This window comes from Microlunatus soli, from assembly GCF_900105385.1.
GTDB lineage: Bacteria > Actinomycetota > Actinomycetes > Propionibacteriales > Propionibacteriaceae > Microlunatus > Microlunatus soli.
The window spans coordinates 6,142,704-6,165,859 of the sequence record NZ_LT629772.1; the positions used below are offsets into that span (position 1 = coordinate 6,142,704).

A 23,156-nucleotide genomic window follows, 5' to 3' on the forward strand; every position below is an offset into this window, starting at 1 on the left:
TCGCAGATGCTAGCGAACCACTCAGTCGCTCGGCCCACTGCGGCCCGCACGGCACACCCGCCCGCTGCGTTGCACTTCCCTCACGGGCCCGGCTCGCTCGTCAGGGACGGCTGCAGGTGTGCTGCCGGGATGGGGGAGAATGGCGCGGTGAGCGCAGTCGATACTGTCGGGCCCGTGAACGGACTCGACCCGCAGATCGCCGATCTGCTGAAGCGGGACGCCGACGGACTGGTGACGGCCGTCGTCCAACAGCACGACACCGGCGAGGTGTTGATGGTCGGCTGGATGGACGACGAGGCGCTGCATCGCACCCTGACCAGTGGCCGGAGCACCTTCTGGTCCCGCAGCCGGCAGGAATACTGGGTGAAGGGGGAGACCAGCGGCAACCGGCAGTGGGTCCGCGAGGTCCGGTTGGACTGCGACGGCGACACCCTGCTGGTCAAGGTCGACCAGGAAGGACCGGCCTGCCACACCGGCACCCGGACCTGTTTCGACTCCCGGGTGTTGGATGTCGACGGCCTGCACAGCGAACAGAATGAGGACGCGCAGTGACGATCACCTCAGACCGACCGACCAGCTCGGGGATGCAGCCCAGCCTGGACGGCTTCCGGGAGATGGCCCGGGATCGCCGCGTGGTGCCGGTCTACCGCCGACTGCTGGTCGACGCCGAGACTGCGGTCGGGCTGTACCTCAAGCTGGCCGCCAACCAGACCGGCAGCTATCTGTTGGAATCGGCCGAACACAACGGGGTCTGGGCGCGCTACTCCTTCATCGGTGTCCGTTCGGTCGCCACCCTGAGCGAACGGGACGGCCAGGCCCACTGGACCGGGCATCGACCGGTCGGCCTGCCGGACGGCGGTGACCCGGTCCGGGCTCTGCAGGAGACCCTGAAGCTGCTGCACACGCCGCGGATCGACGGGTTGCCGTCCTTCACCTCCGGGATGGTCGGCTATCTGTCCTACGACGCGGTCCGGCGGGTCGAGGTGCTGCCGGACAGCAACGTCGACGACCTGCAGATCCCCGAGCTCGGTTTCATGCTGGCCAGTGATCTGGCCGTCGTCGATCATGAGACCGGTGAGCTGTGGTTGATCGCCAATGCGATCAACTACGACAACACCGACGAGCGCGTCGACGAGGCCTACGCCGACGCGGTCGCCCGGGTGCAGGCGATGGTCGAGGCGGTCGGCAAGCCGACCCCGCCGACCGCGGTCGCTGCCGATCGAGAGCACCGACTGCCGGTCCGGCGGCAGCGCAACGAGCAGGAGTACCAGGACTCCGTCCGGGCCGCGATCGAGGAGATCAAGGCCGGCGAGGCGTTCCAGATCGTGGTCAGCCAACGCTTCGAGGTGGAGACGTCGGCCGACGCGCTGGACGTCTACCGGGTGCTGCGGCTGACCAACCCGTCGCCGTACATGTATCTGCTGCGGATGGACGGCTTCGACATCGTCGGCTGCAGCCCGGAGGCACTGGTCACGGTGAAAGGCCGGACCGCACTGACCCACCCGATCGCCGGATCCAAACCGCGCGGCGCCGACGACCGCGAGGACCAGGCGTTCGAGGCGGAGTTGCGGACCGACGAGAAGGAACGGGCCGAGCACCTGATGCTGGTCGACCTCGGTCGCAATGACCTCGGCCGGGTCTGTACGCCGGGCAGCGTCGAGGTGATCGAATTCGCCGAGGTCCGGCGATACAGCCACATCATGCATCTGGAATCGACCGTGGTCGGTGAGATCGCCGACGATCGGAGCGCTCTGGACGTGATCCTGGCCGCGTTCCCGGCCGGCACCCTGTCCGGTGCGCCGAAGGTGCGGGCGATGCAGATCATCGACAAGCTGGAGGTCTCCAGGCGCGGACTGTACGGCGGCGTGGTCGGCTACCTCGACTTCGCCGGCGATGCCGACGCGGCGATCGCGATCCGGACCGCGGTGCTCCGCGACGGCGTCGCCTACGTCCAGGCCGGCGGCGGCATCGTGGCCGATTCGGTGCCGGCCTCGGAGGATCAGGAATCGCAGAACAAGGCCGCGGCCGTGATCCGGGCGGTGTCGGTCGCCGAGACGTTCGAGCACCTATGACAGACGGCGAACACCTATGACCGGCAGCCCTTCGTCCGACGCCACACCAGCACGGCCGAACAGCGACCGCAGCCGGGCCGTCGGCTTCGGGCTGCTGCTGGTCGGTGCGATCGCGGTCCTGGTCGGCGCATCGGTGCCGTGGTACGCCGCCACCGAGGCCGGTCGCAGAATGGCGACCTTCAACGGCACCGACGTCACCGGTGGCGTGGCGCAGGCCCTCGGCGTCGCAATCCTGGCCGGGGTGCTGCTGATGCTCGCGCTGCGGGTGACCGGCCGCCGGATCGTCGCCGGACTGATCGGGGTGATCGCGATCATCGGCGCGGTGACGATGACCTTCCAGCGTCCGGGCCGCAGCGAGGTGCTGACCGAACTGCGCAAGCAGACCCTGGCCGACAGCTATCAGTTGACCATCGCCGGCGGCAACATCTGCTACGCGGCCGGCTGTCTGGTGGTGCTGGCCGGCGTGGTCGTGGTGATCGCCAGGGCCCATCGATGGCCGCGCCGGGCCGACCGGTTCGACCGACGCGCGGCGGCGGCCCGCAGCGCGTTGCTGACCGACGACCCGGACGCCGAGATCGACACCGACGCCGTCTGGAAGTCCATCGACGCGGGCCAGGACCCGACCGTCGAGCCGCGATCCTGACCGCTCGGCGACCCCGATTGGTGCTTGCCCTGCCGGTAGGGACACAATGACCCTGTAACCCCTGACGTGCCAGACGAGGTGGATGTGATGGCAGAGATCGCCCCGACCGAGACAACCGCGACCGACGCAGCACGGATCCCCGAGGCCGGTCGGACCGCCGCGGTGCGTCGTGATCCTGCCCTGCAGCCGCTCGATTCGCGGCCGCTGCGGCATGTCCACCACGGTCAGACGGGTGCCATGTGGACCGCCGTCACGCTGGTGTTCGTCGGATTCCTGGTCGGTGGGATCGCGATGCTGCTCGGCCCCAACTGGCCGCTCTTCGTGATCGGCGCGGTGCTCTGTGTGCTGGGCATCGCCGCCGGCCTGGTGATGCAGGCGCTCGGATTCGGACTCTACGAGAAGAAGAAATGAGTCGATCCCGGCACCAGCAGGTCAGCCGGCACGCAGACGCAGCACGAACAGCCCGAGACATCAGACAGCACGGATCGTAGGGAACAGGGAGTAGGAACGGTCATGGGCGTACTCGACGACATCGTCGATGGTGTTCGGCAGGACCTTGCCGAACGCCAGGCCGCGGTCAGTCTGGACCGTCTGAAGGAACGTGTGCTGCATGTCGACCCGGCTCTGGATCCGCTGCCACGATTCCGCGAGTCCGGCGTCTCGGTGATCGCCGAGGTCAAGCGTTCCAGCCCCAGCAAGGGGGCGCTGGCCAACATCCCGGACCCGGCCGCTCTGGCATCGGCCTACGCCTCCGGCGGGGCAGCGGCGATCTCGGTGCTCACCGAGCGGCGGCGGTTCGGCGGTTCGCTGGAGGACCTGGTCAACGTCCGGATGTCGGTCGACATCCCGGTGCTCCGCAAGGACTTCATCGTCACCGCGTACCAGCTCTTCGAGGCGCGTGCCAACGGCGCCGATCTGGCGTTGCTGATCGTTGCCGCGTTGAGCGACTTCGAACTGGTGTCGTTGATCGAGCGGGCCGAGTCGATCGGACTGACCCCGCTGGTGGAGGCGCACACCGAGGAGGAGATCGCCCGAGCGGTCGATGCCGGCGCCAAGATCATCGGGGTGAACGCCCGCAATCTGCAGACCCTCGAGGTCGACCCGAACACCTTCGCCCGGCTGGCGCCGCGGATCCCGGACGGGATCGTCAAGATCGCCGAGTCCGGTGTCCGCGGTCCGCACGACGTGATCGAGCTGGCCCGGCACGGAGCCGACGTGGTGCTGGTCGGCGAGGCTCTGGTCACCGGCCGCGACCCGCGGCTCGGCGTCGCCGATCTGGTCGCCGCGGGTGCGCACCCGGCGCTCGCCCACCGGGCCTGAGGACTGCAGCCATGATCATGGTCGCCCTGCACGGTCGATGGTGAAGGTCAACGCAGCGTCGAACCCCCACCATCCCCTTGCAGCTAAGGAATTCTGATGACCAACGCATCCTCTGCCGCGCCGTCTTCCGGCGCCACCGAGCTGCCCGATCCGACCGGCCACTTCGGCCCGTACGGCGGCAAGTTCGTCCCGGAGGCACTCTACGTTGCCCTTGATCAACTCCAGACCGAGTTCGACCGGGCGATGACCGACGACACCTTCTGGGCCGAACTGGACGGCCTGCGCAAGGACTACTCCGGCCGGCCGACCCCGATCACCGAGGCGCCGCGTTTCGCCGAGGGCACCGGTGCCACCATCGTGCTGAAACGTGAGGACCTGAACCACACCGGTTCGCACAAGATCAACAACGTCCTCGGCCAGGCGTTGCTCACCAAGCGGATGGGCAAGACCCGGGTGATCGCCGAGACCGGAGCCGGGCAGCACGGCGTCGCCACCGCCACCGCGGCGGCGCTGTTCGGCCTGGACTGCCGGATCTACATGGGCAAGGTGGACACCGAGCGACAGGCCCTGAACGTCGCCCGGATGCAGCTCCTCGGGGCCGAAGTGGTCGCTGTCGAGTCCGGCACCCAGACCCTGAAGGACGCGATGAACGACGCCCTACGGGACTGGGTGGCCAGCGTCGATACCACCCACTACCTGATCGGTAGCGTCGCCGGACCGCACCCGTTCCCGACGGTGGTCCGGGAATTCCAGCGGGTGATCAGCACCGAGGCCCGCGCCCAGTTGCTTCAGCGGCACGGGCGGCTGCCCGACGCGGTCACCGCCTGTGTCGGTGGCGGCTCCAACGCGCTCGGCATCTTCGCCGACTTCATCGACGACGCCGAGGTCGGCCTGTACGGCTTCGAGGCCGGCGGCGACGGTGTCGAGACCGGTCGGCACGCCTCCAGCATCTCCGCCGGCGGCGTCGGCGTACTGCACGGCAGCCGCAGCTACGTGCTGCAGGACGAGGACGGCCAGACCAAGGACAGCCACTCGATCTCCGCCGGACTGGACTATCCGGGCGTCGGTCCGCAGCACGCCTGGCTGGCCGATGCCGGTCGCGCGCACTACGAACCGGTGACCGATGCCGAGTCGATGGACGCGTTCCGCCGACTCAGCGAGACCGAGGGAATCATCCCCGCGATCGAGTCCGCGCACGCCCTGGCCGGCGCGCTGCGACTGGCTCGCCGGTTCGTTGCCGAGGGCAGGAAGGACCCGCTGCTGCTGGTCAGCCTGTCCGGTCGTGGCGACAAGGACGTGGACACCGCCATGAAATGGTTCGCCGACATCCACGGCGAAGCGACCGGGAGCAGCGAACTATGAGCGCCGCCAACAGCACCAACCCCCTTCGACAGGGTCCTGAGCCCGTCGAAGGATCGTCGACCCGACCCACCTTCGACCGAGGCATCAGCGGCACGGTGTTCGCCGAGGCCACGGCGGCCGGTCGGGGAGCACTGGTCGGCTACCTCCCGGTCGGCTATCCCAGCGTCCGCGGCTCGTTCGACGCGATGCGCACGCTCTGCGGCGTCGGCCCCTCGGGGAGCAAGGAGCATGACGGCGTCGACCTGGTCGAGATCGGCATGCCGTACAGCGATCCGGTGATGGACGGCGCGACGATCCAACGCGCCAGCACCCGGGCCCTGCAGCGTGGCGTCCGGGTCCGCGACGTCTTCGGCGCCGTCGAGGCGGTGGCGAACACCGACACCACCGCGGTCGTGATGATCTACTGGAACCTGGTCGAGCACTATGGTCCGGACGCCTTCGCCCGCGATCTGGCGGCCGCCGGCGGTGCGGGGCTGATCACCCCCGACCTGACACCGGACGAGGCGGAAGCCTGGTTCACCGCGTCGGACGCGTACGGCTTGGACCGGATCTTCCTGGTGGCGCCGAGTTCGTCGGACGAGCGGCTGACGCACACCGTCGACAGCTGCCGCGGTTGGGTGTACGCGACCTCGGTGATGGGGGTGACCGGCGCACGTCAGCAGACGTCCAGCGCGGCACCAGCGCTGGTCGAACGGGTCCGCACCGCCCGGCCGGAAGCGCTGGTCGGCGTCGGCCTCGGCGTCTCCAACGGCGCTCAGGCCGCGGAGGTGAACGGGTTCGCCGACGCCGCGATCGTCGGATCGGCCCTGGTCGGCGAGCTGCTGAAGGCCGACGATGCCGGCGACCCCGACGACCTCTCCGGACTGCGTGCGGTGGTCGCCGATCTCGCCGGTGGTGTTCGTTCTGCCGTGCGTTCGGGAACTTCTGACCCTGCTGTGAGGTTGTCTCACTGATATGTCTGTGTCATCAACCGCGTCACGGTCGAGCGTCGTGCTGCCCTGGGTCCGGACGGTCGTCCGGGTCGGACTCGGTGTGGTCTGGATCGTCGCCGGTGCGACCAAGATCGGTGACCCCGCCCAGTCGGTCGCGGCTGTCCGTGCCTACGAGCTGCTGCCCGACACGCTGGCACAGCTGCTCGGCTGGGCGCTGCCGTACCTGGAGATCCTGCTCGGCCTGGTGCTGATCAGCGGACTGTTCACCCGGTGGTCCGCAGCGTTGAGCGGGTTGCTGCAGTTGGCGTTCGTGATCGGCCTGATCCAGGCCTGGGCGCGCGGCCTGAACATCGACTGCGGCTGTTTCAGCGCCGGCGGTCAGGTCGCCGAGGGACAGACCACCTACGGGCTCGATCTGGCCCGCGACCTGGTGTTCCTGGCAGCGGCGGTGTGGCTGTTCCTGCAGCCGGTGACCCGGTTGAGCCTGGACGCCGTGACCGGCGGTTTCGACCAGCCCCATCAGCTCGACCGAGCCTGACCTGTTCGATAAGGAGAATGCATGAGCCCGGACGCCAACCGCTCCAACGGAGGCAAGAAGAAGCCGCCGAAGGCAGCCGGCAGCAACGCCAGGGAACGTGCCCGGGTCGCGGCCCAACAGCAGGCACTGAAGAAGAAGCGGCGCAACCTCGGTCTGCTGATCCTGGCGATCGTCGTGGTCGCTGCGGCGGTCGGCATCGGCATCGGTTACGCCACCAACTTCGGCAAGCCGACCGCGAGCAGCTACACCGGCAAGGGCTGGGGGCCGGTCACCATCACCGACGGCAAGCCGATCGTGCTCGGCGAGCCGAACGCCAAGAACACCATCAAGCTGTACGAGGACTTCCGCTGCCCGCACTGTGCACAGTTCGAGAACAAGCTCGGCGGCACCATCACCGACCTGCAGAAGAAGGGTGACGTCAAGGTCGAGCTGTACGTACTGACCGTGATCGACAACGAGGACGGCCAACAGGGGTCGCTGCGGTCGGGCAATGCGATGGCCGCCGCGGCCGCGGCAGGCTTCGGCGAGGCCTACTACAACGCGCTGTACGAGAACTACGGCAAGAACTGGACCAACGAGCAGCTGATCGACCTGGGCAAACAGGTCGGCGGCGATCAGGCGAACGACCAGTTCGTCCAGGCGGTGAACAGCATGAAGTACCAGTCCTGGATGAACTCCGCGGCCCAGCAGGCCACCTCCGATCAGGTCTCCGGCACTCCGACGGTCTTCATCAACGACACCGTGAAGCCCGACGCTGCCGAGTGGACGCCCCAGCAGTTGCGCGATGCCGTCAACCAGGCCTCCTAGCTCGGGCGGCAATTCGTCGCGGAAGAACCGGGCTGGAAAGAACCTGCCCCGAAACAACACGGCCCGAAAGAACCAGCCTCGGCCTGCCGGGGCGACCTCCTCGGCGCGGTCGACGCAGCAGCAGGCCCGGCTCGCCGAACAGCAGGCGGACCGGCGCCGGCAGCGGCTGATCCTGGCGGCCGTTGTGGTCGGCCTGGTCCTGGTGGTCGCCGTTGCCGGGATCGGCTATCAGGCCTGGCGGACCAACCGCAGCCCCGAGGCACCGTCGGCCCAGCCGACCTTCGGGCCGACCACCATCAGCCCCGGCAAACCGATCGTGCTGGGCGAGGAGGACGCCGCGGTGACCCTCACCCTGTACGAGGACTTCCGCTGTCCGCACTGCGCCGACTTCACCGAGAACGTGGGGGAGACGCTCACCGGACTGCAGCGGGACGGCACCGTCAAGGTCGAGCTCTATCCGATGAGCTTCGTCGACCCCGAGCACGGATCGCGCAGCGCGGCGAACGCGATGGCCTGTGCGGCCGAGGGTGGCCGCGGCCAGCAGTTCTATGCCGGATTGTTCGAGAACTACGGGCTGCAGTGGAGCGACCAGCAGTTGATCGAGCTCGGGACCGCCAGTGGCCTGACCACGCCGGAATTCGGCGACTGTGTGCGCTCGATGCAGCATCGCAGTTGGATCGACTCGATCACCCGGGTCGCCGCGGAGCGCAAGGTGGACCAGACCCCGACGGTGCTGATCAACGGCACGATCCAGCCGAAGGCTGCGGAGTGGACGCCCGACCAGGTCCGGCAGGCGGTCGCCGCGGCGCGGTGAACCCGGCGGTTCGACGGTCCGTGATCCTGGTGTGGACCTGCCACGCTCGGACGAGGACCAGCTCCGAGATCTCTTCGATCAGCATGCCGCCGCGCTGCTGCATTTCGTGGTGCCGCTGACCGACGGCGATCGCGGACGGGCCGAGGACATCGTCCAGGAGACGCTGTTGCGTGCCTGGCAACACCCGGCTGCGCTGAAACCCGATCGCGGACCGAGCCGCCGCTGGCTCTACACGGTTGCCAGGAACCTGGCCGTCGACGCCTACCGGGCCCGTACCGCTCGGCCGCGGGAGATCTCCGAAACCGCGCTCCGCCCGCTGTCCAGTCCGGCCGACGACATCGATCAGGCGCTGGAGTCCTGGGCGGTGGCCGAGGCGCTCGCCGTGCTGAGTGAGGACCACCGCAGGGTGCTGATCGAGCTCTACTACAACGCACACTCGGTCGCCGAGACCGCCACGATCCTGCGGATCCCGGTCGGCACGGTCAAGTCCCGCAGCCATTACGCACTGCAGGCGCTGCGGCTCGTCTGTGAGGAACGGGGGTTGTTGCCATGAACTGCAGCCAGACCCAGCAGGATCTCGGCGTCTACGTGCTCGGGATGCTGGACCCCGACGAACGCGACGCCGTTCGGCGGCATGTCGCCGACTGCCCCTTCTGCCGGACCGAGCTGGCCGAACTGGAGGAGCTGCCGGCCATCCTCGGCAAACTCCTGCCGGCCGACCTGGCCGCGTTGCGGGCGGACGCGGTGACCACGCCGGCGCCTCCGCGGGAGGGACTGTCCCGGCTGCTGGCCCGTGCCGAGCGGCTGCGCCGCCGCCGGTGGGGCTGGTTGGCGTTGGCGGCTGCGGTGCTGATCTTCGCGTTGGCCGGCGTGACCACGTTCATGATCATCCGGCCTGTGCCAGGGCCGTCACCGCAGCCGTCGATGAGCTGGGCCGCCACAGACCAGACGTCCGGGGTCCGGGCCGCGGCCGAGATGTCGCAGCAGCCCGGGGGTGCCGAGATCAGGTTGGATCTGCACGGAGTGCCGGCGGGGACGGTATGCCGACTCATTGTCCGGTCGACCGACGGAACCAGCACGACGGCGGGCAGCTGGCAGGCCGACTACGCCGGGACGGCGCAGGTCACGCTGTCGACCAGCGTCGATCTGAACAAGATCGCAGCGCTGACGATCAGCGATCGGGCCGGTCACCGACTACTCCGGCTGAGCCGCTGAACCGGGCGCGTCCACCGCCCGTGAAAGCAGGCGGGCGGCCGTTCCGCCGCCCGACCTGCCAACCGGTGCAGGGCACTCGGGGCAGGTTTCTCGGAGGAGGAAACATGTCGAGGATCATGATCACCCGACGCGGCGTCGTGGTGGGAGCGGGGGCCGTGCTGCTGCTGGCGTTGAGCGGCTGTTCCGGCGGAGGCGGCGGATACGGAAGCTCCGGTGGCGGTGGCGGCGGAGGTGACGACTCAGGCGCGACGATCTCGATCACCGCGCCGAAGGACCACGCGACGGTCAGCGAACCGTTCCGGTTGACAGTCAAGTCCAGCGAGGCGATGGGACCGACCAGTTCGGGGAAGGACCATTTACATCTCACCTTCGACGGCAACGCCCAGGACTACACGGTCGAGACGAAACCGACAGTCATGATCAACAACCTGAAGTCCGGGCAGCACAAGATCAAAGTGACCTTGCAGCACGCCGATCACTCCCCGGTCGGACCGGCGGCCGAGATCACCGTCACCGTCATGTCCGGTACGTCCGGCGGCTCGCCGAGCCCGTCGTCCAGCCGCTCGACCGACACCAACGGCTACTGATCATGACGCCGCACACGCCTCGGACCAGCGACGCCGATGGCCACTGAGAATCGCCGACATCTCCGCCGCAGCCGGCCGGCGGAGACGGTCGAGCGTAACCGCCGGGACACCCGCTGGCTGCATGCGGGCATCTTCACCTGCACGCTGGTGCTGCTCTTCACCGGCGGATGGTTGCTGTTCGGACAGGAAGGCAAACCCAGCATCCTGGCGATCGTCGCCCACGCATCAGACGTGGTGTTGCACAAGATCGTGGGGTGGATCCTGGCGGGGCTCGGTGTGCTGGCCGTCGTCGTCTGGCGGCACCGGGTCGCCCATTTTCTGCGGGAGACGTTCCGCTGGGATCGGGGTGACCTGCGGTGGCTGCTGCGCTGGCCGGCAGCGGTCCGCAGCGGCCGGTTCGACCGGCACGAGGGCGACTTCGATCCGGCCCAACGCGGGGCGAACGTCATCCTCGTCGGTGGCCTGATCCTGTTGATCGGTTGCGGTGTCGGGCTGGTGCTGGTGCACGGCGGCCCGGTGTTCGTCTGGTTGCATCGCGTGCACACCTGGGTCACCTACGCCGTGACGGTGATGATCGTCGGCCACGTCGTTGTTGCCTCTGGGGTCCTGCCCGGCTATCACGGGACCTGGCGGGCGATGCATCTCGGCGGTCGGCTGCCGGTGGCCGTGGCCCGCCGGCTGTGGCCGGCGTGGCTGGAACGGCAACAACGACTCCAGCGCCGGGACCCGCCGCCGACCGTGCCGCCGACCGGGTTTCGGGACGGCCACTAGTGGGTTGGAAGCCGGATAACTTGACGTTTGGCGGCGTCCAGGTGCGTGCAGCGCAAGGACGGCGAGGGAAGGGCTACCGGGCGTAACGCGACTGAGCCGGACGCCGCGATGTGCGCGTCTGGGCGCCGCCAAGCGTTAAGGAATCCAGCTTCCAGCCCACTAGGATCGCACCCGTGGTCGATCACCTGCTCCCGGCACTCTCCATCCCGAGCCCGCCGATCTCGGAGTGGGTCCTGTTCGGACGCGTACCGATCAGGTTCTACGCGTTGTGCATCATCACCGGCGTTGTGGTCGGCGTGATCATCGCCACCCGCCGCTGGATGGCCCGTGGCGGCAGCCGGGATGCGATCGAGACGGTCGCGCTGGTGGCGGTGCCGTTCGGCATCGTCGGCGCCCGGATCTATCACGTGATCACCGACCATCAGCTCTACTTCGGTCCGGGTAAGGACCCGATCCGGGCGCTGTATCTGTGGGAGGGCGGCCTGGGGATCTGGGGCGGTGTCGCGCTCGGCGCCGTCGGCGGCTACCTGGTGGCCCGCCGACGCAAGATCAGATTCTGGGCGCTGGCGGACGCGATGGCGCCGGGTGTTGCGGTCGCGCAGGCGATCGGCCGGCTCGGCAACTGGTTCAACCAGGAACTGTTCGGTCGGCCCAGCACGCTGCCGTGGGCCCTGCAGATCGACCCGCAGTTCCGCCCGGTCGGCTACGAGCAGTACGCCACCTTCCACCCGACCTTCCTGTACGAGCTGATCTGGAATCTCGGCGTCGCCGCGGTGATCATCGCGCTGGACCGCCGCTTCAAGCTCGGTCACGGCAAGGTGTTCATGCTGTACGTGATGCTCTACACCGCCGGCCGGGCCTGGGTCGAGCACCTGCGGATCGATCCGGCGCACACCATCGGCGGCTTCCGGCTGAACGACTACGTCTCGGTCGGTGTCTTCCTCGCCGCACTGATCTGCCTGCTCTGGCTGATCCGCAACAAGCCCGGGAGGGAGCCGATCGTGGAGGGCGACTTCGTCTACGTCAACGGGCAGCCGCCGGAAGGCGACGACGACGCGACACCGACCTCGCCGGATCCCGAGTCGCCCGATTCCGTGTCGGGCGATCCCGAGTCGGGTGCTGCAGAGTCGGGCGATCAGCCGGACGGGGCGGGCAAGGATCCGGAGGCGGGCGATCACGCATCCGCCGACAATCCTGCGCCGGGTCGAGCGAGGATGTGACCGAGTCGTCACCGTCCGGATATTTTGCGCCGATCACACCTCCTGGCCACATTTTCTTGCCTGTGCCGTGACTGATCAGGGCCTGATCCGGCAGATTTGCGGTCCGTTGGCGACAGGTCCCGGTTTCGCACGGTCCGATTCCGATTCCGAAACGGCCGGGGCCCGGCAGTAGACTGCAGCGGATTGCCGTTCACGGGGCCACACCTCGCCACCATCCGAGGGCCGGGTCCGTCGACTCCGTGCCCACATCGCGGAAGAGCGACGATCCGAACGTTCCACCTCTCCGCTAGGTTGAGGCCTCCATCCGGGCCGGTGTCGCCCCGGTAGACAACCCGCCGCAGTCCGATTTCGGACCCGACTGATCTTTCGACGGGAGTTCGCATGAACGCTGGGTACACCGTTGGCAATGCCGTTCTCGGTGCTGCGCTGCCGCAGCATCAGGGTCTTTACAATCCCGAGTTCGAGCACGACGCCTGTGGCGTCGCCTTCGTCGCCACGCTCACCGGTGTGCCCAGTCACGCCATCGTCGAACAGGGACTGGAGGCGCTGGCCAACCTCGACCACCGCGGTGCCACCGGTGCCGACGCCGCCGCCGGTGACGGCGCCGGCATCCTGATCCAGGTGCCCGACACCTTCCTGCGGGAGAGCTGCGGTTTCGCGCTGCCGCCGGCCGGTCAGTACGCCGTCGGCACCGCGTTCCTGCCGGTCGACGAGGAGGACGCCGGTGAGGCCCGGGCCGCGATCGAGCAGCTCGCCGCCGACGAGCAGCTGCGGGTGCTCGGCTGGCGGGAGGTGCGGACCGACGCGTCCACCCTGAGCCCGGTCTCGTTGAGCACGATGCCGCGCTTCGAGCAGGTCGTCGTCGCCTCGGCCGGCCAGCCGGTCGCCGGACTCGACCTGGACCGGATGGTCTACGCGCTGCGTCGTCGCGCCGAGCACGAACTCGGGGTCTACTTCCCGTCGTTGTCCTCGCGGACCCTGGTCTACAAGGGGATGCTGACCACCGACCAGCTCGGCGAGATCTTCCCCGAGCTGCACGACGAGCGGGTCGCCAGCGCGCTGGCCGTTGTGCACTCCAGGTTCTCCACCAACACCTTCCCGGCCTGGGAGTTGGCCCATCCGTATCGGATGATCGCCCACAACGGCGAGATCAACACCGTCAAGGGCAACCGGAACTGGATGCGGGCCCGGGAGGCCCTGCTGGCCTCCGACCTGATCCCGGGCGACCTGGAGCGGCTGTTCCCGATCTGTACGCCGAGCTACTCCGACTCCGCGTCCTTCGACGAGGTCGTCGAGCTGCTGCACCTGGGCGGCCGGTCGCTGCCGCACGCCATCCAGATGTTGATCCCGGAGGCCTGGGAGAACAACCCGAAGATGGATCGGCAGCTCAGCGACTTCTACGCCTTCCACGCCGCGTTGATGGAACCGTGGGACGGGCCCGCCGCCGTGGTGTTCACCGACGGCACCCAGATCGGCGCGGTGCTGGACCGCAACGGATTGCGGCCGGGCCGCTACTGGGTGACCTCCGATGATCTTGTGGTGTTGGCGTCGGAGTCCGGTGTGCTGGACATCGACCCGGCCAAGATCATCAGCAAGGGTCGGCTGCAGCCGGGCAAGATGTTCCTGGCCGATCTGGCCGAGCATCGGATCATCGGTGACGAGGAGATCAAGAAGCAGCTGGCGACTGCCGAGCCGTACGGCGAATGGCTGGTGGCCGGTCGGCTGAAGCTCAGCGACCTGCCCGACCGCGAGCACACCGTGCACACCCATGCGTCGGTGACCCGCCGGCAGCAGGTCTTCGGCTACACCGAGGAGGAGCTGCGGTTGATCCTGGCGCCGATGGCGGCCAAGGGCACCGAGCCGATCGGCTCGATGGGGACCGACAGCCCGGTAGCGGCGATCAGCGACAAGCCGCGGATGATCTTCGACTACTTCAGCGAACTGTTCGCCCAGGTGACCAATCCGCCGCTGGACGCGATCCGTGAAGAACTGGTCACGTCGCTCTACAACAGCATCGGTCCGGAGCACAACCTGCTGCTGCCCGGACCGGCGTCCTGTCGCCGGCTGGTGCTGGACTTCCCGGTGCTGGACAACGACTCCCTGGCCAAGATCAACCACATCAACCGACGCGGTGATCTGCCCGGCTACGCCACCCATGTGGTGCGCGGGCTGTACAACGTGCACGGCGGTGCGTCGGCCCTGGAGGCCAAGCTGGACCAGTTGATGAGCGAGGTCTCCGAGGCGATCGCCAAGGGGGCGCGGACGATCATCCTGTCCGACCGGCATTCCAACGCCGAGCTGGCCCCGATCCCGTCGCTGCTGCTGACCGCGGCGATCCACCATCATCTGGTGCGGGAGAAGCAGCGCACCCAGGTCGGCCTGATCGTCGAGGCCGCCGACGTCCGCGAGGTGCACCACGTCGCGCTGTTGATCGGCTACGGCGCGGCCGCGGTCAACCCGTACCTGGCGATCGAGACCGTGGAGGACCTGGCTCGCCGCGGGGTCTACCTGGACACCACACCCGAGCAGGCGGTGGCCAACGTGGTCAAGTCCTTGGGCAAGGGCGTGCTCAAGGTGATGAGCAAGATCGGCGTCTCGACCGTCGCGTCCTACACCGGTGCGCAGATCTTCGAGGCGCTCGGCCTGTCCCAGGAGCTGATCGACCGCTACTTCACCGGCACCACCAGCAAGCTCGGCGGCATCGGGTTGACCGAGATCGCCGACGAGATCCGCAGCCGGCACTCCCGCGCCTACCCGGCCGACGGGATCCCGCTGGCGCACCGCACGCTGGACATCGGCGGCGAGTACCAGTGGCGCCGCGAAGGTGAGCCGCACCTGTTCGATCCGGAGACGGTGTTCCGGCTGCAGCACTCGACACGGTCCGGCCGCTACGACATCTTCAAGGACTACACCCAGCGGGTCGACGATCAGGCCGAGCGGCTGATGACGCTGCGCGGGCTGCTCCAGTTCGGTGACCAGGAGAAGACCGGCCGGTCGCCGATCCCGTTGGAGGAGGTCGAACCGGTCGAGGCGATCCTGAAGCGGTTCTCCACCGGCGCGATGAGCTACGGCTCGATCTCCCGGGAGGCGCACGAGACGCTGGCGATCGCGATGAACGCGATCGGTGGCAAGTCCAACACCGGTGAAGGTGGTGAGGACGTCGACCGGCTGTACGACCCCGAACGGCGCAGCGCGATCAAGCAGGTCGCCTCCGGCCGGTTCGGAGTCACCTCGGCCTACCTCGCCGAGGCCGAGGACATCCAGATCAAGATGGCCCAGGGCGCCAAGCCCGGCGAGGGCGGCCAGTTGCCCGGCAACAAGGTCTACCCGTGGGTGGCGACCACCCGGCATTCGACACCCGGTGTCGGTCTGATCTCGCCGCCACCGCATCACGACATCTACTCCATCGAGGATCTCAAGCAGTTGATCCACGATCTGAAGTGCGCCAATCCGGCTGCCCGGGTGCACGTCAAGCTGGTCGGCGAGGTCGGGGTCGGCACCGTTGCGACCGGGGTCTCCAAGGCCAAGGCCGACGTGGTGCTGATCTCCGGTCACGACGGCGGCACCGGTGCGGCGCCGCTGACCTCGCTGAAGCACGCCGGCGGCCCGTGGGAGCTCGGGTTGGCCGAGACTCAGCAGACCTTGCTGCTGAACGGTCTGCGGGACCGGATCGTGGTCCAGGTCGACGGCCAGCTGAAGACCGGCCGGGACGTGGTGATCGCCGCCCTGCTCGGTGCGGAGGAGTTCGGCTTCGCCACCGCGCCGTTGGTGGTGGAGGGCTGCGTGATGATGCGGGTCTGCCACCTGGACACCTGCCCGGTCGGCATCGCGACCCAGAATCCGGAGCTGCGCAAGAAGTACACCGGCAAGCCAGAGTTCGTGATCAACTTCTTCACCTTCCTGGCCGAAGAGGTCCGGGAATACCTTGCCCAGTTGGGATTCCGGAGCATCGACGAGGCGATCGGACATGTCGAGGTGCTGGATGCCCGGCCGGCGGTCGAGCACTGGAAGGCAGCCGGTCTCGACCTGTCACCGATCTTGTTCCGGCCCGACCTGCCCGAGGGTGCCGCGCTGCGCAACACCACCGGCCAGGACCACGGGCTGGAGGAGAAGCTGGACCAGGAGTTGATCAAGATCTGCGCCGACGCGATCGGCAAGGGCGATCCGGTGCGCGCGCAGCTGTCGATCCGCAACGTGGATCGGACTGCGGGAACATTGCTCGGCCATGCGGTGACCAAGTCGACCGGAGGTAAGGGACTACCGGACGGAACCATCGATCTGACCCTGACCGGTTCAGCCGGGCAGAGCTTCGGTGCGTTCATTCCGGCCGGCATCACGTTGCGGTTGGAGGGCGACAGCAACGATTACCTGGGCAAGGGGTTGTCCGGGGGCCGGATCGTGGTCCGACCTGCTCGTGACGCAGCCTTCGCCGCCGAACAGCACATCATCGCCGGCAACGTCATCGGCTACGGCGCCACCGCGGGAGAGATCTTCCTGCGCGGCCAGGTCGGCGAGCGGTTCTGCGTCCGCAACTCCGGCGCGACAGCGATCGTCGAGGGCGTCGGTGATCATGGTTGCGAGTACATGACCGGCGGCACCGTGCTGGTGCTGGGACCGACCGGCCGCAACTTCGCCGCCGGCATGTCGGGCGGCGTCGCCTACGTTCTTGATCTTGATCCGGACCGGCTGAACACCGAACTGGTGGATCGGAGCAAACCGACCGAGGCCGATCGCGATCTGCTGAAATCGTTGATCACCCGGCATCAGGAAGAGACCGGTTCGGTGGTAGCCGAGCGGCTGCTGGCCGACTGGGGGATGACCGTGACCCGCTTCACCAAGGTGCTGCCGCGGGACTACGCCCGCGTGCTCGCTGCCCGGCAACAGGCCGAGACCGAGGGCTTGGACGAGGTCACCACGACCGCACGGATGATGGAGGCAGCAAATGGCTGATCCACGAGGATTCATGAAGACCGATCGGCAGTCGGCCACCCGCCGTCCGGTGGAGGAGCGGGTCCAGGACTGGCACGAGGTCTATCCGGGTAGCCCCGGCCGGGCGCTGCTGCCGATCATCTCCGAGCAGGCCGGACGGTGCATGGACTGCGGGATTCCGTTCTGTCACACCGGATGCCCGTTGGGCAACCTGATCCCGGAGTGGAACGATCTGGTCTGGCGCGGCGACTGGGACGCCGCGCTGGAGCGGCTGCACGCCACCAACAACTTCCCCGAGTTCACCGGCCGGCTCTGCCCGGCGCCGTGCGAGGACGCCTGCGTGGTGGCCATCGCCGACGACGCGGTGACGATCAAGAACGTCGAGGTCTCGATCATCGACAAGGGCTGGGACACCGGCAAGGTGCGCCCGCAGGTCACCGAGTGGCACACCGGCAGCACGGTCGCGGTGATCGGGTCGGGGCCGGCCGGATTGGCCGCTGCCCAGCAACTGACCCGGGCCGGGCACACCGTCGCGGTGCTGGAGCGCGACGACAAGCCGGGCGGGCTGCTGCGCTACGGGATCCCCGAATACAAGATGGAGAAGTCGGTGCTGGAGCGCCGGCTCGACCAGATGCGGGAGGAAGGCACCCACTTCAAGTGCGGTGTCGAGGTCGGCAAGGACATCTCCGGCCCCTCGCTGCGCGGTCGCTTCGACGCCGTGATCGTGGCCACCGGTGCAACCGTTCCGCGCAAGCTGGAGGTGCCCGGCGCCGACCTGAACGGCGTCCACGACGCGATGGACTACCTGACCCAGGCCAATCGGGTCGCGGTCGGTGAACAGGTCACAGATCAGATCTCCGCAGCCGGCAAGAACGTGGTGATCATCGGTGGCGGTGACACCGGCAACGACTGCCTCGGGACCGCGATCCGGCAGGGTGCGAAGTCGATCCTGCAGCTGGAGCACAACGTCGAGCCGCCGACCCGCCGGGCCGAGCACGAGCCGTGGCCGACCTATCCGCGGATCCTGCGGGTGTCGCCGGCCAACGAAGAAGGTGGCGAGCGGATCTTCAAGGCCGCCACCATCGAGGTCTCCGGCGACGACGCGGGAAACGCTACCGGGATCAAGATCGTCGAGGTGGTCCGGGAGAACGGCGTGAACACCGCAGTCGAGGGCACCGAGCAATTCCTGGCCGCCGATCTGGTGCTGCTGGCGATGGGGTACACCGGCCCGGAGGCAGACCTGCTGGAGCAGCTCGGCGTGCCGACCGACAGCCGTACCCGAGCGGTCCGCAACAACGACTACAGCACCTCGGTCGACGGCGTGTTCGTCGCCGGCGATGCCGGTCGTGGACAGTCCTTGATCGTCTGGGCGATCGCCGAAGGACGGGCCTGCGCCGCCACCGTCGACAAATACCTGTCCGGCTCGAGCAAGCTGCCCCGACCGGTGCTGGCCGACGCCCAGCCGATCGGCCGCTGACCACCGAGCCCCCTGAGCCTGTCGAAGGGCAGCCCAGCCGTCGATGCGGTGCTGGTCCTTCGACAAGCTCAGGCCCCTTGCGTCGTTAGAGTTCGGCCTCGGAGCAGGAGGTCGTGTTGACGAGCAAGAAGAAGCCGAGCGTCAAGGTCCTGATCGCCGTTCTGGTGATCTTGGTCGCCGGGGGATTCGTCCCGATCGCGCAGTTCGTCGAGACCCGATTCCTCGGCCCACAGACCCGGACCGCGACCGTACGGGAGGTGGGATACGGCTACCCCGGACACGCCAGCCGCGCCGGAGGCCGTTCGGTGGCGTTCGTCCTGCCCGACGGGCACGAGGGTGCGGTGTGGATCGGCAGCCGATTGATCTACCCGAAGCCGGGCGACACGATCGAGGTCTACTGGACCGGCGACCGGTGGCGCAGTCCCGAGCAATATTCCTGGGGCAGCGCCGTGGGAGGTTTCGGCGCCGGCGCATTCTGCATCCTGCTAGTGGTCGGCTGGTTCGTGATGCGGCACCGCGGCCGATTCACTCCCAGCCGACCCCGGTGAAGAACGCGACGGTCCGGTGCGGCTGCTTGTTGGTCAGGCGGCGCCGCGCAGCGTGCTGATGTCGATCACGAACCGGTAGCGGACGTCGGAGGCCAGCACCCGTTCGTAGGCCTCGTTGATCTTGTCGGCGCCGATCACCTCGACATCGGAGGCCAGTCCGTGTTCGGCGCAGAAGTCCAGCATCTCCTGGGTCTCGGGGATGCCGCCGATGTTGGATCCGGCGAACGAGGACCGGTTGCTGGACAGCGAGAACGCCTGCACCGGCATCGGCTCCGGGGGCGCGCCGACGATCACCAACGTGCCGTTCAGCCGCAACAACGCGAGGAAGGCGTTGATGTCGATCGCCGCACTGACCGTATTGATGATCAGGTCGAAGCGGCCCTTCAGCTGTGTGAACGTGTCCGGATCGCTGGTTGCGTAGTAGTCGGTGGCGCCCAGCCGAAGACCGTCCTCCTGCTTCTTCAACGACTGCGACAGCACCGTCACCTCGGCACCCATCGCGGCCGCCAGCTTGACCGCCATGTGACCCAGGCCGCCGAGCCCGATCACCGCCACCCGCTTGCCTGGGCCGGCTCCCCAGTGCCGCAACGGCGAGTAGGTGGTGATGCCGGCGCACAGCAGCGGTGCCGCGGCTGCCGGGTCGATACCGTCCGGGATCTTCAGCACGAAATCCTCGACCACGACGACCTGGGTGCTGTAGCCACCCTGAGTGACCGTGCCGTCCCGATCAGTGGCCGCGTAGGTGCCCACGGATCCGTTCAGGCAGTGCTGTTGCTGGCCGGCCAGACAGTTCTCACACTCGCCGCAGGAGTTGACCAGGCAACCGACCCCGACACGATCGCCGACCTGGTGCTTGCTGACCGCGGAGCCGACCGCGGCGACGGTGCCGACGATCTCGTGGCCGGGTGCCAGCGGGTAGGGGATCGGGCCCCACTCGCCGCGGACGGTGTGGATGTCGGAGTGGCAGATGCCGCAGAACTCGATGTCGATCAGGACGTCGTACGGGCCGACCTCGCGTCGCTCGATGGTGATGGTGGACAGCGGCTCGGTGGCCGACGGTGCCGCGAAGGCGGTAACGGTGCTCATGGCCCCAGACGCTACTCCCGGGTCACTCGATGATCACCGCCGGAGCCACCCGAGCCGAGGCGATGCCACGGTCGGGTTTGCCGAGGCGAAATCTGACCTTGCCCTTGAGGATGGTGCCGGACTCGGCCTGCCCGTCGGTCAGCCCTTCACCGGGGAAGAGGGTGAACGTCCATCGCTCGTTACCCTCGGCGTCGGGCAGCCACCGGTTGTTGGCTTGCAGCACCCGGGCGCCCCAGAGTTGCCGGGTCATCGCTGCTCGGGTGTCCTGCCCGAGCACCGTGAATTCCTCGGCCGGAGCGTCGACCACCTCCTGATAACTGCCCATCGCGGGGCCGTACTGTCCGCGGACTCCGATCACCATCGTCCACGGATCGTCTCCGGTGACGATCCGACCCGCAGACAGTCGCTCGTCGACGACGTCCTCGCTCGGCCCGTCGAAGATGTAGCTCCGGACGTCGGCGGGCATTGCCGATCGGGTGTCGAGCAGCTTGGGATCTGGCACCAGCAGGAGTCCGTAGCCCACATCGATGGAGAAGCGGCCGGCGGCGAACAGTCGGAAGAGCTCGTCGATCGCCTCCTCGGCCGCGAACCATCGACGTCGGCCGAAGCCGTACCGCAGCGTCTGCTCGTTGATCGGCGGTAGCCCGGCGTCGCTGATCATCTGCGCCAGGACCGGATTGCGCACCCAGCCGGAATCGTTGATCAACATCTCCAGTTGACGATTGACAAAGGACATCGGATCTCCCTCCTGGTCACGACGCTAACCGGTGGTTCCGACGCTGCCCAGACCGTCAGCCGGTCGGACAACACGTTGACCGGATCGGACAACCCGATCGACAAGGTTGGCCCGGCATCGATGTCCGATCGGGCGGGGGCGGCATACTGGAGAGTCGGGATCGAGACGGAGGTCGCCGATGTATGTCGTGCTGCTGCGCGGAGTCAATCTCGGCAAACGGAAGGTCCTGAGCGCCGAGCTGAAGGCGCTGGCCACCGACCTCGGCCACACCGAGGTGTCGACCTACATCAACAGCGGGAACGTGATCTGCGGATCAGCCGAATCGGCCGAGCAGATCGAGCAAGGCTTCGAGGAGGCTCTGGCGCAGCGCTACGGCTTCGACGTCGACGTGGTGGTCCGCACCGGGACCCAGCTGGCTGCGGTGGTCGCGGCCAATCCCTATCCCGACGGAGACCCCAAACAGGTGACGGTCGGCTTCACCAAGGCCCCGATCGCCTCCGACGCCGCCGACCGGCTGGCCGCGCTCGCGGAGCCGGAGGAGCGGTTCACGCTGGCCGAACGGGAGGTCTACGTCGATTTCGCCGGTGGCCTGGCGCACAGCAAGCTGGCGACCGGCCTGCCCAAGGCGGTCGGGCAGACCACCACCGCACGCAACATCAGGACGGTCACCAAGCTCGCCGAGCTGGCAACTGCTCAACGCTGATCGGCCATCCACTGCCAGATTCGGGTGCCGTCGTGCTCCGGATCGTTCCGGGCGACGTAGATCCACGACCAGTGTCCGAGGAAGCGGTAGCCGTTCCAGGTGACCGTGTCGTACAGGCTCATGATCGAATCGGGGATCAGGTCGTGTGCATGCACGGTATTGGCGTTCGGATCGACGGTCGGGTCGTCCCGGGAGGCCACCAACCAGGTCGGTGTGCTGATCGCGGTCAGTTCGTCGTCGGGGATCAGCGGGACGCCGGAAGCGTCCCGAGCTTCGACGACACCGCAGATCGGCACCGAGGAGGCGAACAGCGTCGGGTACACCGTCGTCATCTTCATGCTCATGTAGCCGCCGTTGCTGCAACCGACGACATGGATCCGACGGGGATCGATGGGGTGTTTGCGGCGTACCTCGTCGATGATCTCACGCACCAGCGGCGCAAAGCGCGGACCGTCGTCCATCCAGGCCGTGGTGCACTGCGGCGCCACCACGTAGGCCCCACCGAAGACCCGCTGCCCCTCCTTGGTGGCGAACCCGAGCGCGCCGCGGTTGGCGCGCAGTTGGCTCTCGTTGTCGTAGTAGTCGTCGTCGGGCAGCCCACCTTCGCCGCCACCGTGCAGCCAGACGATCAGCGGCCGCTTCTGACGGCTGTCGGCAGCGGGTGAGAACAGCCGGTAGTTCATCCCCGAGCCGGACACGGCGGCGTCGAAGGCGTCCACCTCGGCGTCGACCAGGTTGCCCTGAGCGATCGAGGAGAAGACGACCCGACGCCGGTTCCGGAGTCTGATCGGCTTGTTCTGGGTGATCGTGTACTCCAGGTCGAGCCGGACGTTGCGGCTCTTGTCGCCGATGTAGTCCAGCGTGCTGCCGCCGGTCACGCCCTCGGCGTAGGACAACGTCAGGACGATGTCGCTGCCGTCCAGCCGGACAGCCGTCACCGATCGATCCAGGTCGTAGGCGACCGTGCCGGTCAGCGGGTTGGTGCCCTTGGCGTGCACGCTGAACGTGTCGACGGCGAGACTGGATGCGTCGATCGCCGGCAGCGCGGAGGCGTCGATGGTGACCGCGACGACCTGTTCGCCGCCGTCCAGGACCTCGGCGTCGAGGGTGAAGGTCGCGGTGGGCCGATGCTGGTCGGCGCGGGCAACAGCAGCCGGCAACGAGGCCGTGACGGCGGTCGCAGCGCCGGCGGTCAGAACGGTACGGCGGGGGATGGTGTGACGCACGAGAACTCCTTCGTTCGGCTGAGCGCGACAACAACGGCATGGTCCCAGATCGGTCCTTCGACACGCTCAGGACCCCGGCGTGGAACATCGGCCTGTCGTCCGGCGGAGACGACGCGAACAGACTTAGAGTGTCCGGAGCGCGGGAATCTTCCCCTCCGCGCTGACGCCCG

The 23,156-nt window shown here is 68.0% G+C and carries 22 protein-coding genes; 19 read left to right on the forward strand and 3 right to left on the reverse strand.

Translation table 11 applies throughout. The features are described from left to right. Window positions 1–129: 129 nt before the first annotated feature. From hisI to BLU38_RS28210, 18 genes are all read left to right on the forward strand, one after another. Window positions 130–552, forward strand: a complete 423-nt coding sequence (hisI, locus tag BLU38_RS28125; protein WP_091530098.1) for a phosphoribosyl-AMP cyclohydrolase — start codon at window positions 130–132, stop codon at window positions 550–552. A 32-nt stretch (window positions 553–584) separates the two neighbouring features. Further along, the gene (locus BLU38_RS28130) at window positions 585–2,072 is read left to right on the forward strand and encodes an anthranilate synthase component I (protein ID WP_091533304.1); all 1,488 of its coding nucleotides are present in this window, start codon (window positions 585–587) and stop codon (window positions 2,070–2,072) included. Window positions 2,073–2,088: 16 nt separating this feature from the next. Then, window positions 2,089–2,715: a Trp biosynthesis-associated membrane protein gene (locus BLU38_RS28135; protein WP_091530102.1), complete on the forward strand. Its 627-nt coding sequence runs from the start codon at window positions 2,089–2,091 to the stop codon at window positions 2,713–2,715. Between the two features lie 87 nt (window positions 2,716–2,802). Then, entirely contained in the window at window positions 2,803–3,126 is a 324-nt protein-coding gene (locus BLU38_RS28140) for an HGxxPAAW family protein (RefSeq protein WP_157683776.1), read from the forward strand. 102 nt (window positions 3,127–3,228) lie between these two features. Next, window positions 3,229–4,035, forward strand: a complete 807-nt coding sequence (gene trpC / locus BLU38_RS28145) for an indole-3-glycerol phosphate synthase TrpC (RefSeq protein WP_091530111.1) — start codon at window positions 3,229–3,231, stop codon at window positions 4,033–4,035. Window positions 4,036–4,131: 96 nt separating this feature from the next. Further along, window positions 4,132–5,397 carry a tryptophan synthase subunit beta gene (gene trpB, locus BLU38_RS28150; RefSeq protein ID WP_091530115.1) on the forward strand — a complete coding sequence of 422 codons (1,266 nt, stop codon included), beginning with the start codon at window positions 4,132–4,134 and terminating at the stop codon, window positions 5,395–5,397. Further along, the gene (gene trpA / locus BLU38_RS28155) at window positions 5,394–6,350 is read left to right on the forward strand and encodes a tryptophan synthase subunit alpha (protein WP_091530118.1); all 957 of its coding nucleotides are present in this window, start codon (window positions 5,394–5,396) and stop codon (window positions 6,348–6,350) included. Before trpB ends, trpA begins: the two co-directional genes overlap by 4 nt. Before the next feature lies 1 nt (window position 6,351). Further along, window positions 6,352–6,867: a DoxX family protein gene (locus BLU38_RS28160; protein WP_091530122.1), complete on the forward strand. Its 516-nt coding sequence runs from the start codon at window positions 6,352–6,354 to the stop codon at window positions 6,865–6,867. Window positions 6,868–6,888: 21 nt separating this feature from the next. Continuing rightward, window positions 6,889–7,674, forward strand: a complete 786-nt coding sequence (locus BLU38_RS28165; protein ID WP_091530124.1) for a DsbA family protein — start codon at window positions 6,889–6,891, stop codon at window positions 7,672–7,674. Then, complete coding sequence (locus tag BLU38_RS28170) at window positions 7,652–8,488, forward strand: DsbA family protein (protein ID WP_091530128.1); 837 nt, start codon at window positions 7,652–7,654, stop codon at window positions 8,486–8,488. The genes BLU38_RS28165 and BLU38_RS28170 overlap by 23 nt, the downstream gene beginning before the upstream one ends. Before the next feature lie 31 nt (window positions 8,489–8,519). Next, the gene (locus tag BLU38_RS28175; RefSeq protein ID WP_091530131.1) at window positions 8,520–9,041 is read left to right on the forward strand and encodes a sigma-70 family RNA polymerase sigma factor; all 522 of its coding nucleotides are present in this window, start codon (window positions 8,520–8,522) and stop codon (window positions 9,039–9,041) included. Continuing rightward, complete coding sequence (locus BLU38_RS28180) at window positions 9,038–9,703, forward strand: anti-sigma factor (protein ID WP_091530135.1); 666 nt, start codon at window positions 9,038–9,040, stop codon at window positions 9,701–9,703. Before BLU38_RS28175 ends, BLU38_RS28180 begins: the two co-directional genes overlap by 4 nt. Window positions 9,704–9,807: 104 nt before the next feature. Further along, a complete protein-coding gene (locus BLU38_RS28185; RefSeq protein WP_157683778.1) occupies window positions 9,808–10,290 on the forward strand; it encodes a hypothetical protein in 483 nt (160 codons plus the stop codon). Window positions 10,291–10,326: 36 nt separating this feature from the next. Next, window positions 10,327–11,061, forward strand: a complete 735-nt coding sequence (locus BLU38_RS28190) for a cytochrome b/b6 domain-containing protein (protein WP_091530142.1) — start codon at window positions 10,327–10,329, stop codon at window positions 11,059–11,061. A 173-nt stretch (window positions 11,062–11,234) separates the two neighbouring features. Next, window positions 11,235–12,281, forward strand: a complete 1,047-nt coding sequence (gene lgt, locus BLU38_RS28195; RefSeq protein WP_091530143.1) for a prolipoprotein diacylglyceryl transferase — start codon at window positions 11,235–11,237, stop codon at window positions 12,279–12,281. Between the two features lie 381 nt (window positions 12,282–12,662). Beyond that, a complete protein-coding gene (gene gltB / locus BLU38_RS28200; protein ID WP_091530145.1) occupies window positions 12,663–17,231 on the forward strand; it encodes a glutamate synthase large subunit in 4,569 nt (1,522 codons plus the stop codon). Further along, a complete protein-coding gene (locus tag BLU38_RS28205) occupies window positions 17,224–18,687 on the forward strand; it encodes a glutamate synthase subunit beta (protein ID WP_091530148.1) in 1,464 nt (487 codons plus the stop codon). Before gltB ends, BLU38_RS28205 begins: the two co-directional genes overlap by 8 nt. A gap of 116 nt (window positions 18,688–18,803) precedes the next feature. Further along, on the forward strand, window positions 18,804–19,235 hold the full coding sequence (locus tag BLU38_RS28210; RefSeq protein WP_172836243.1) for a hypothetical protein: 432 nt from the start codon (window positions 18,804–18,806) through the stop codon (window positions 19,233–19,235). A gap of 33 nt (window positions 19,236–19,268) precedes the next feature. On the opposite strand, the gene BLU38_RS28215 is transcribed toward BLU38_RS28210, so the two are convergent. Together BLU38_RS28215 and BLU38_RS28220 are read right to left on the reverse strand one after the other, a co-directional pair. Further along, a complete protein-coding gene (locus BLU38_RS28215) occupies window positions 19,269–20,321 on the reverse strand; it encodes an NAD(P)-dependent alcohol dehydrogenase (protein ID WP_091530156.1) in 1,053 nt (350 codons plus the stop codon). A 22-nt stretch (window positions 20,322–20,343) separates the two neighbouring features. Further along, a complete protein-coding gene (locus tag BLU38_RS28220; RefSeq protein WP_091530158.1) occupies window positions 20,344–21,057 on the reverse strand; it encodes a hypothetical protein in 714 nt (237 codons plus the stop codon). Between the two features lie 178 nt (window positions 21,058–21,235). On the opposite strand from BLU38_RS28220, the gene BLU38_RS28225 reads away from it, so the two are divergent. Then, the gene (locus BLU38_RS28225) at window positions 21,236–21,760 is read left to right on the forward strand and encodes a DUF1697 domain-containing protein (protein ID WP_091530160.1); all 525 of its coding nucleotides are present in this window, start codon (window positions 21,236–21,238) and stop codon (window positions 21,758–21,760) included. Here BLU38_RS28225 and BLU38_RS28230 read toward each other — a convergent pair. Continuing rightward, the gene (locus BLU38_RS28230) at window positions 21,751–22,986 is read right to left on the reverse strand and encodes a prolyl oligopeptidase family serine peptidase (RefSeq protein ID WP_157683780.1); all 1,236 of its coding nucleotides are present in this window, start codon (window positions 22,984–22,986) and stop codon (window positions 21,751–21,753) included. The genes BLU38_RS28225 and BLU38_RS28230 overlap by 10 nt on opposite strands. Between the last annotated feature and the right edge of the window lie 170 nt (window positions 22,987–23,156).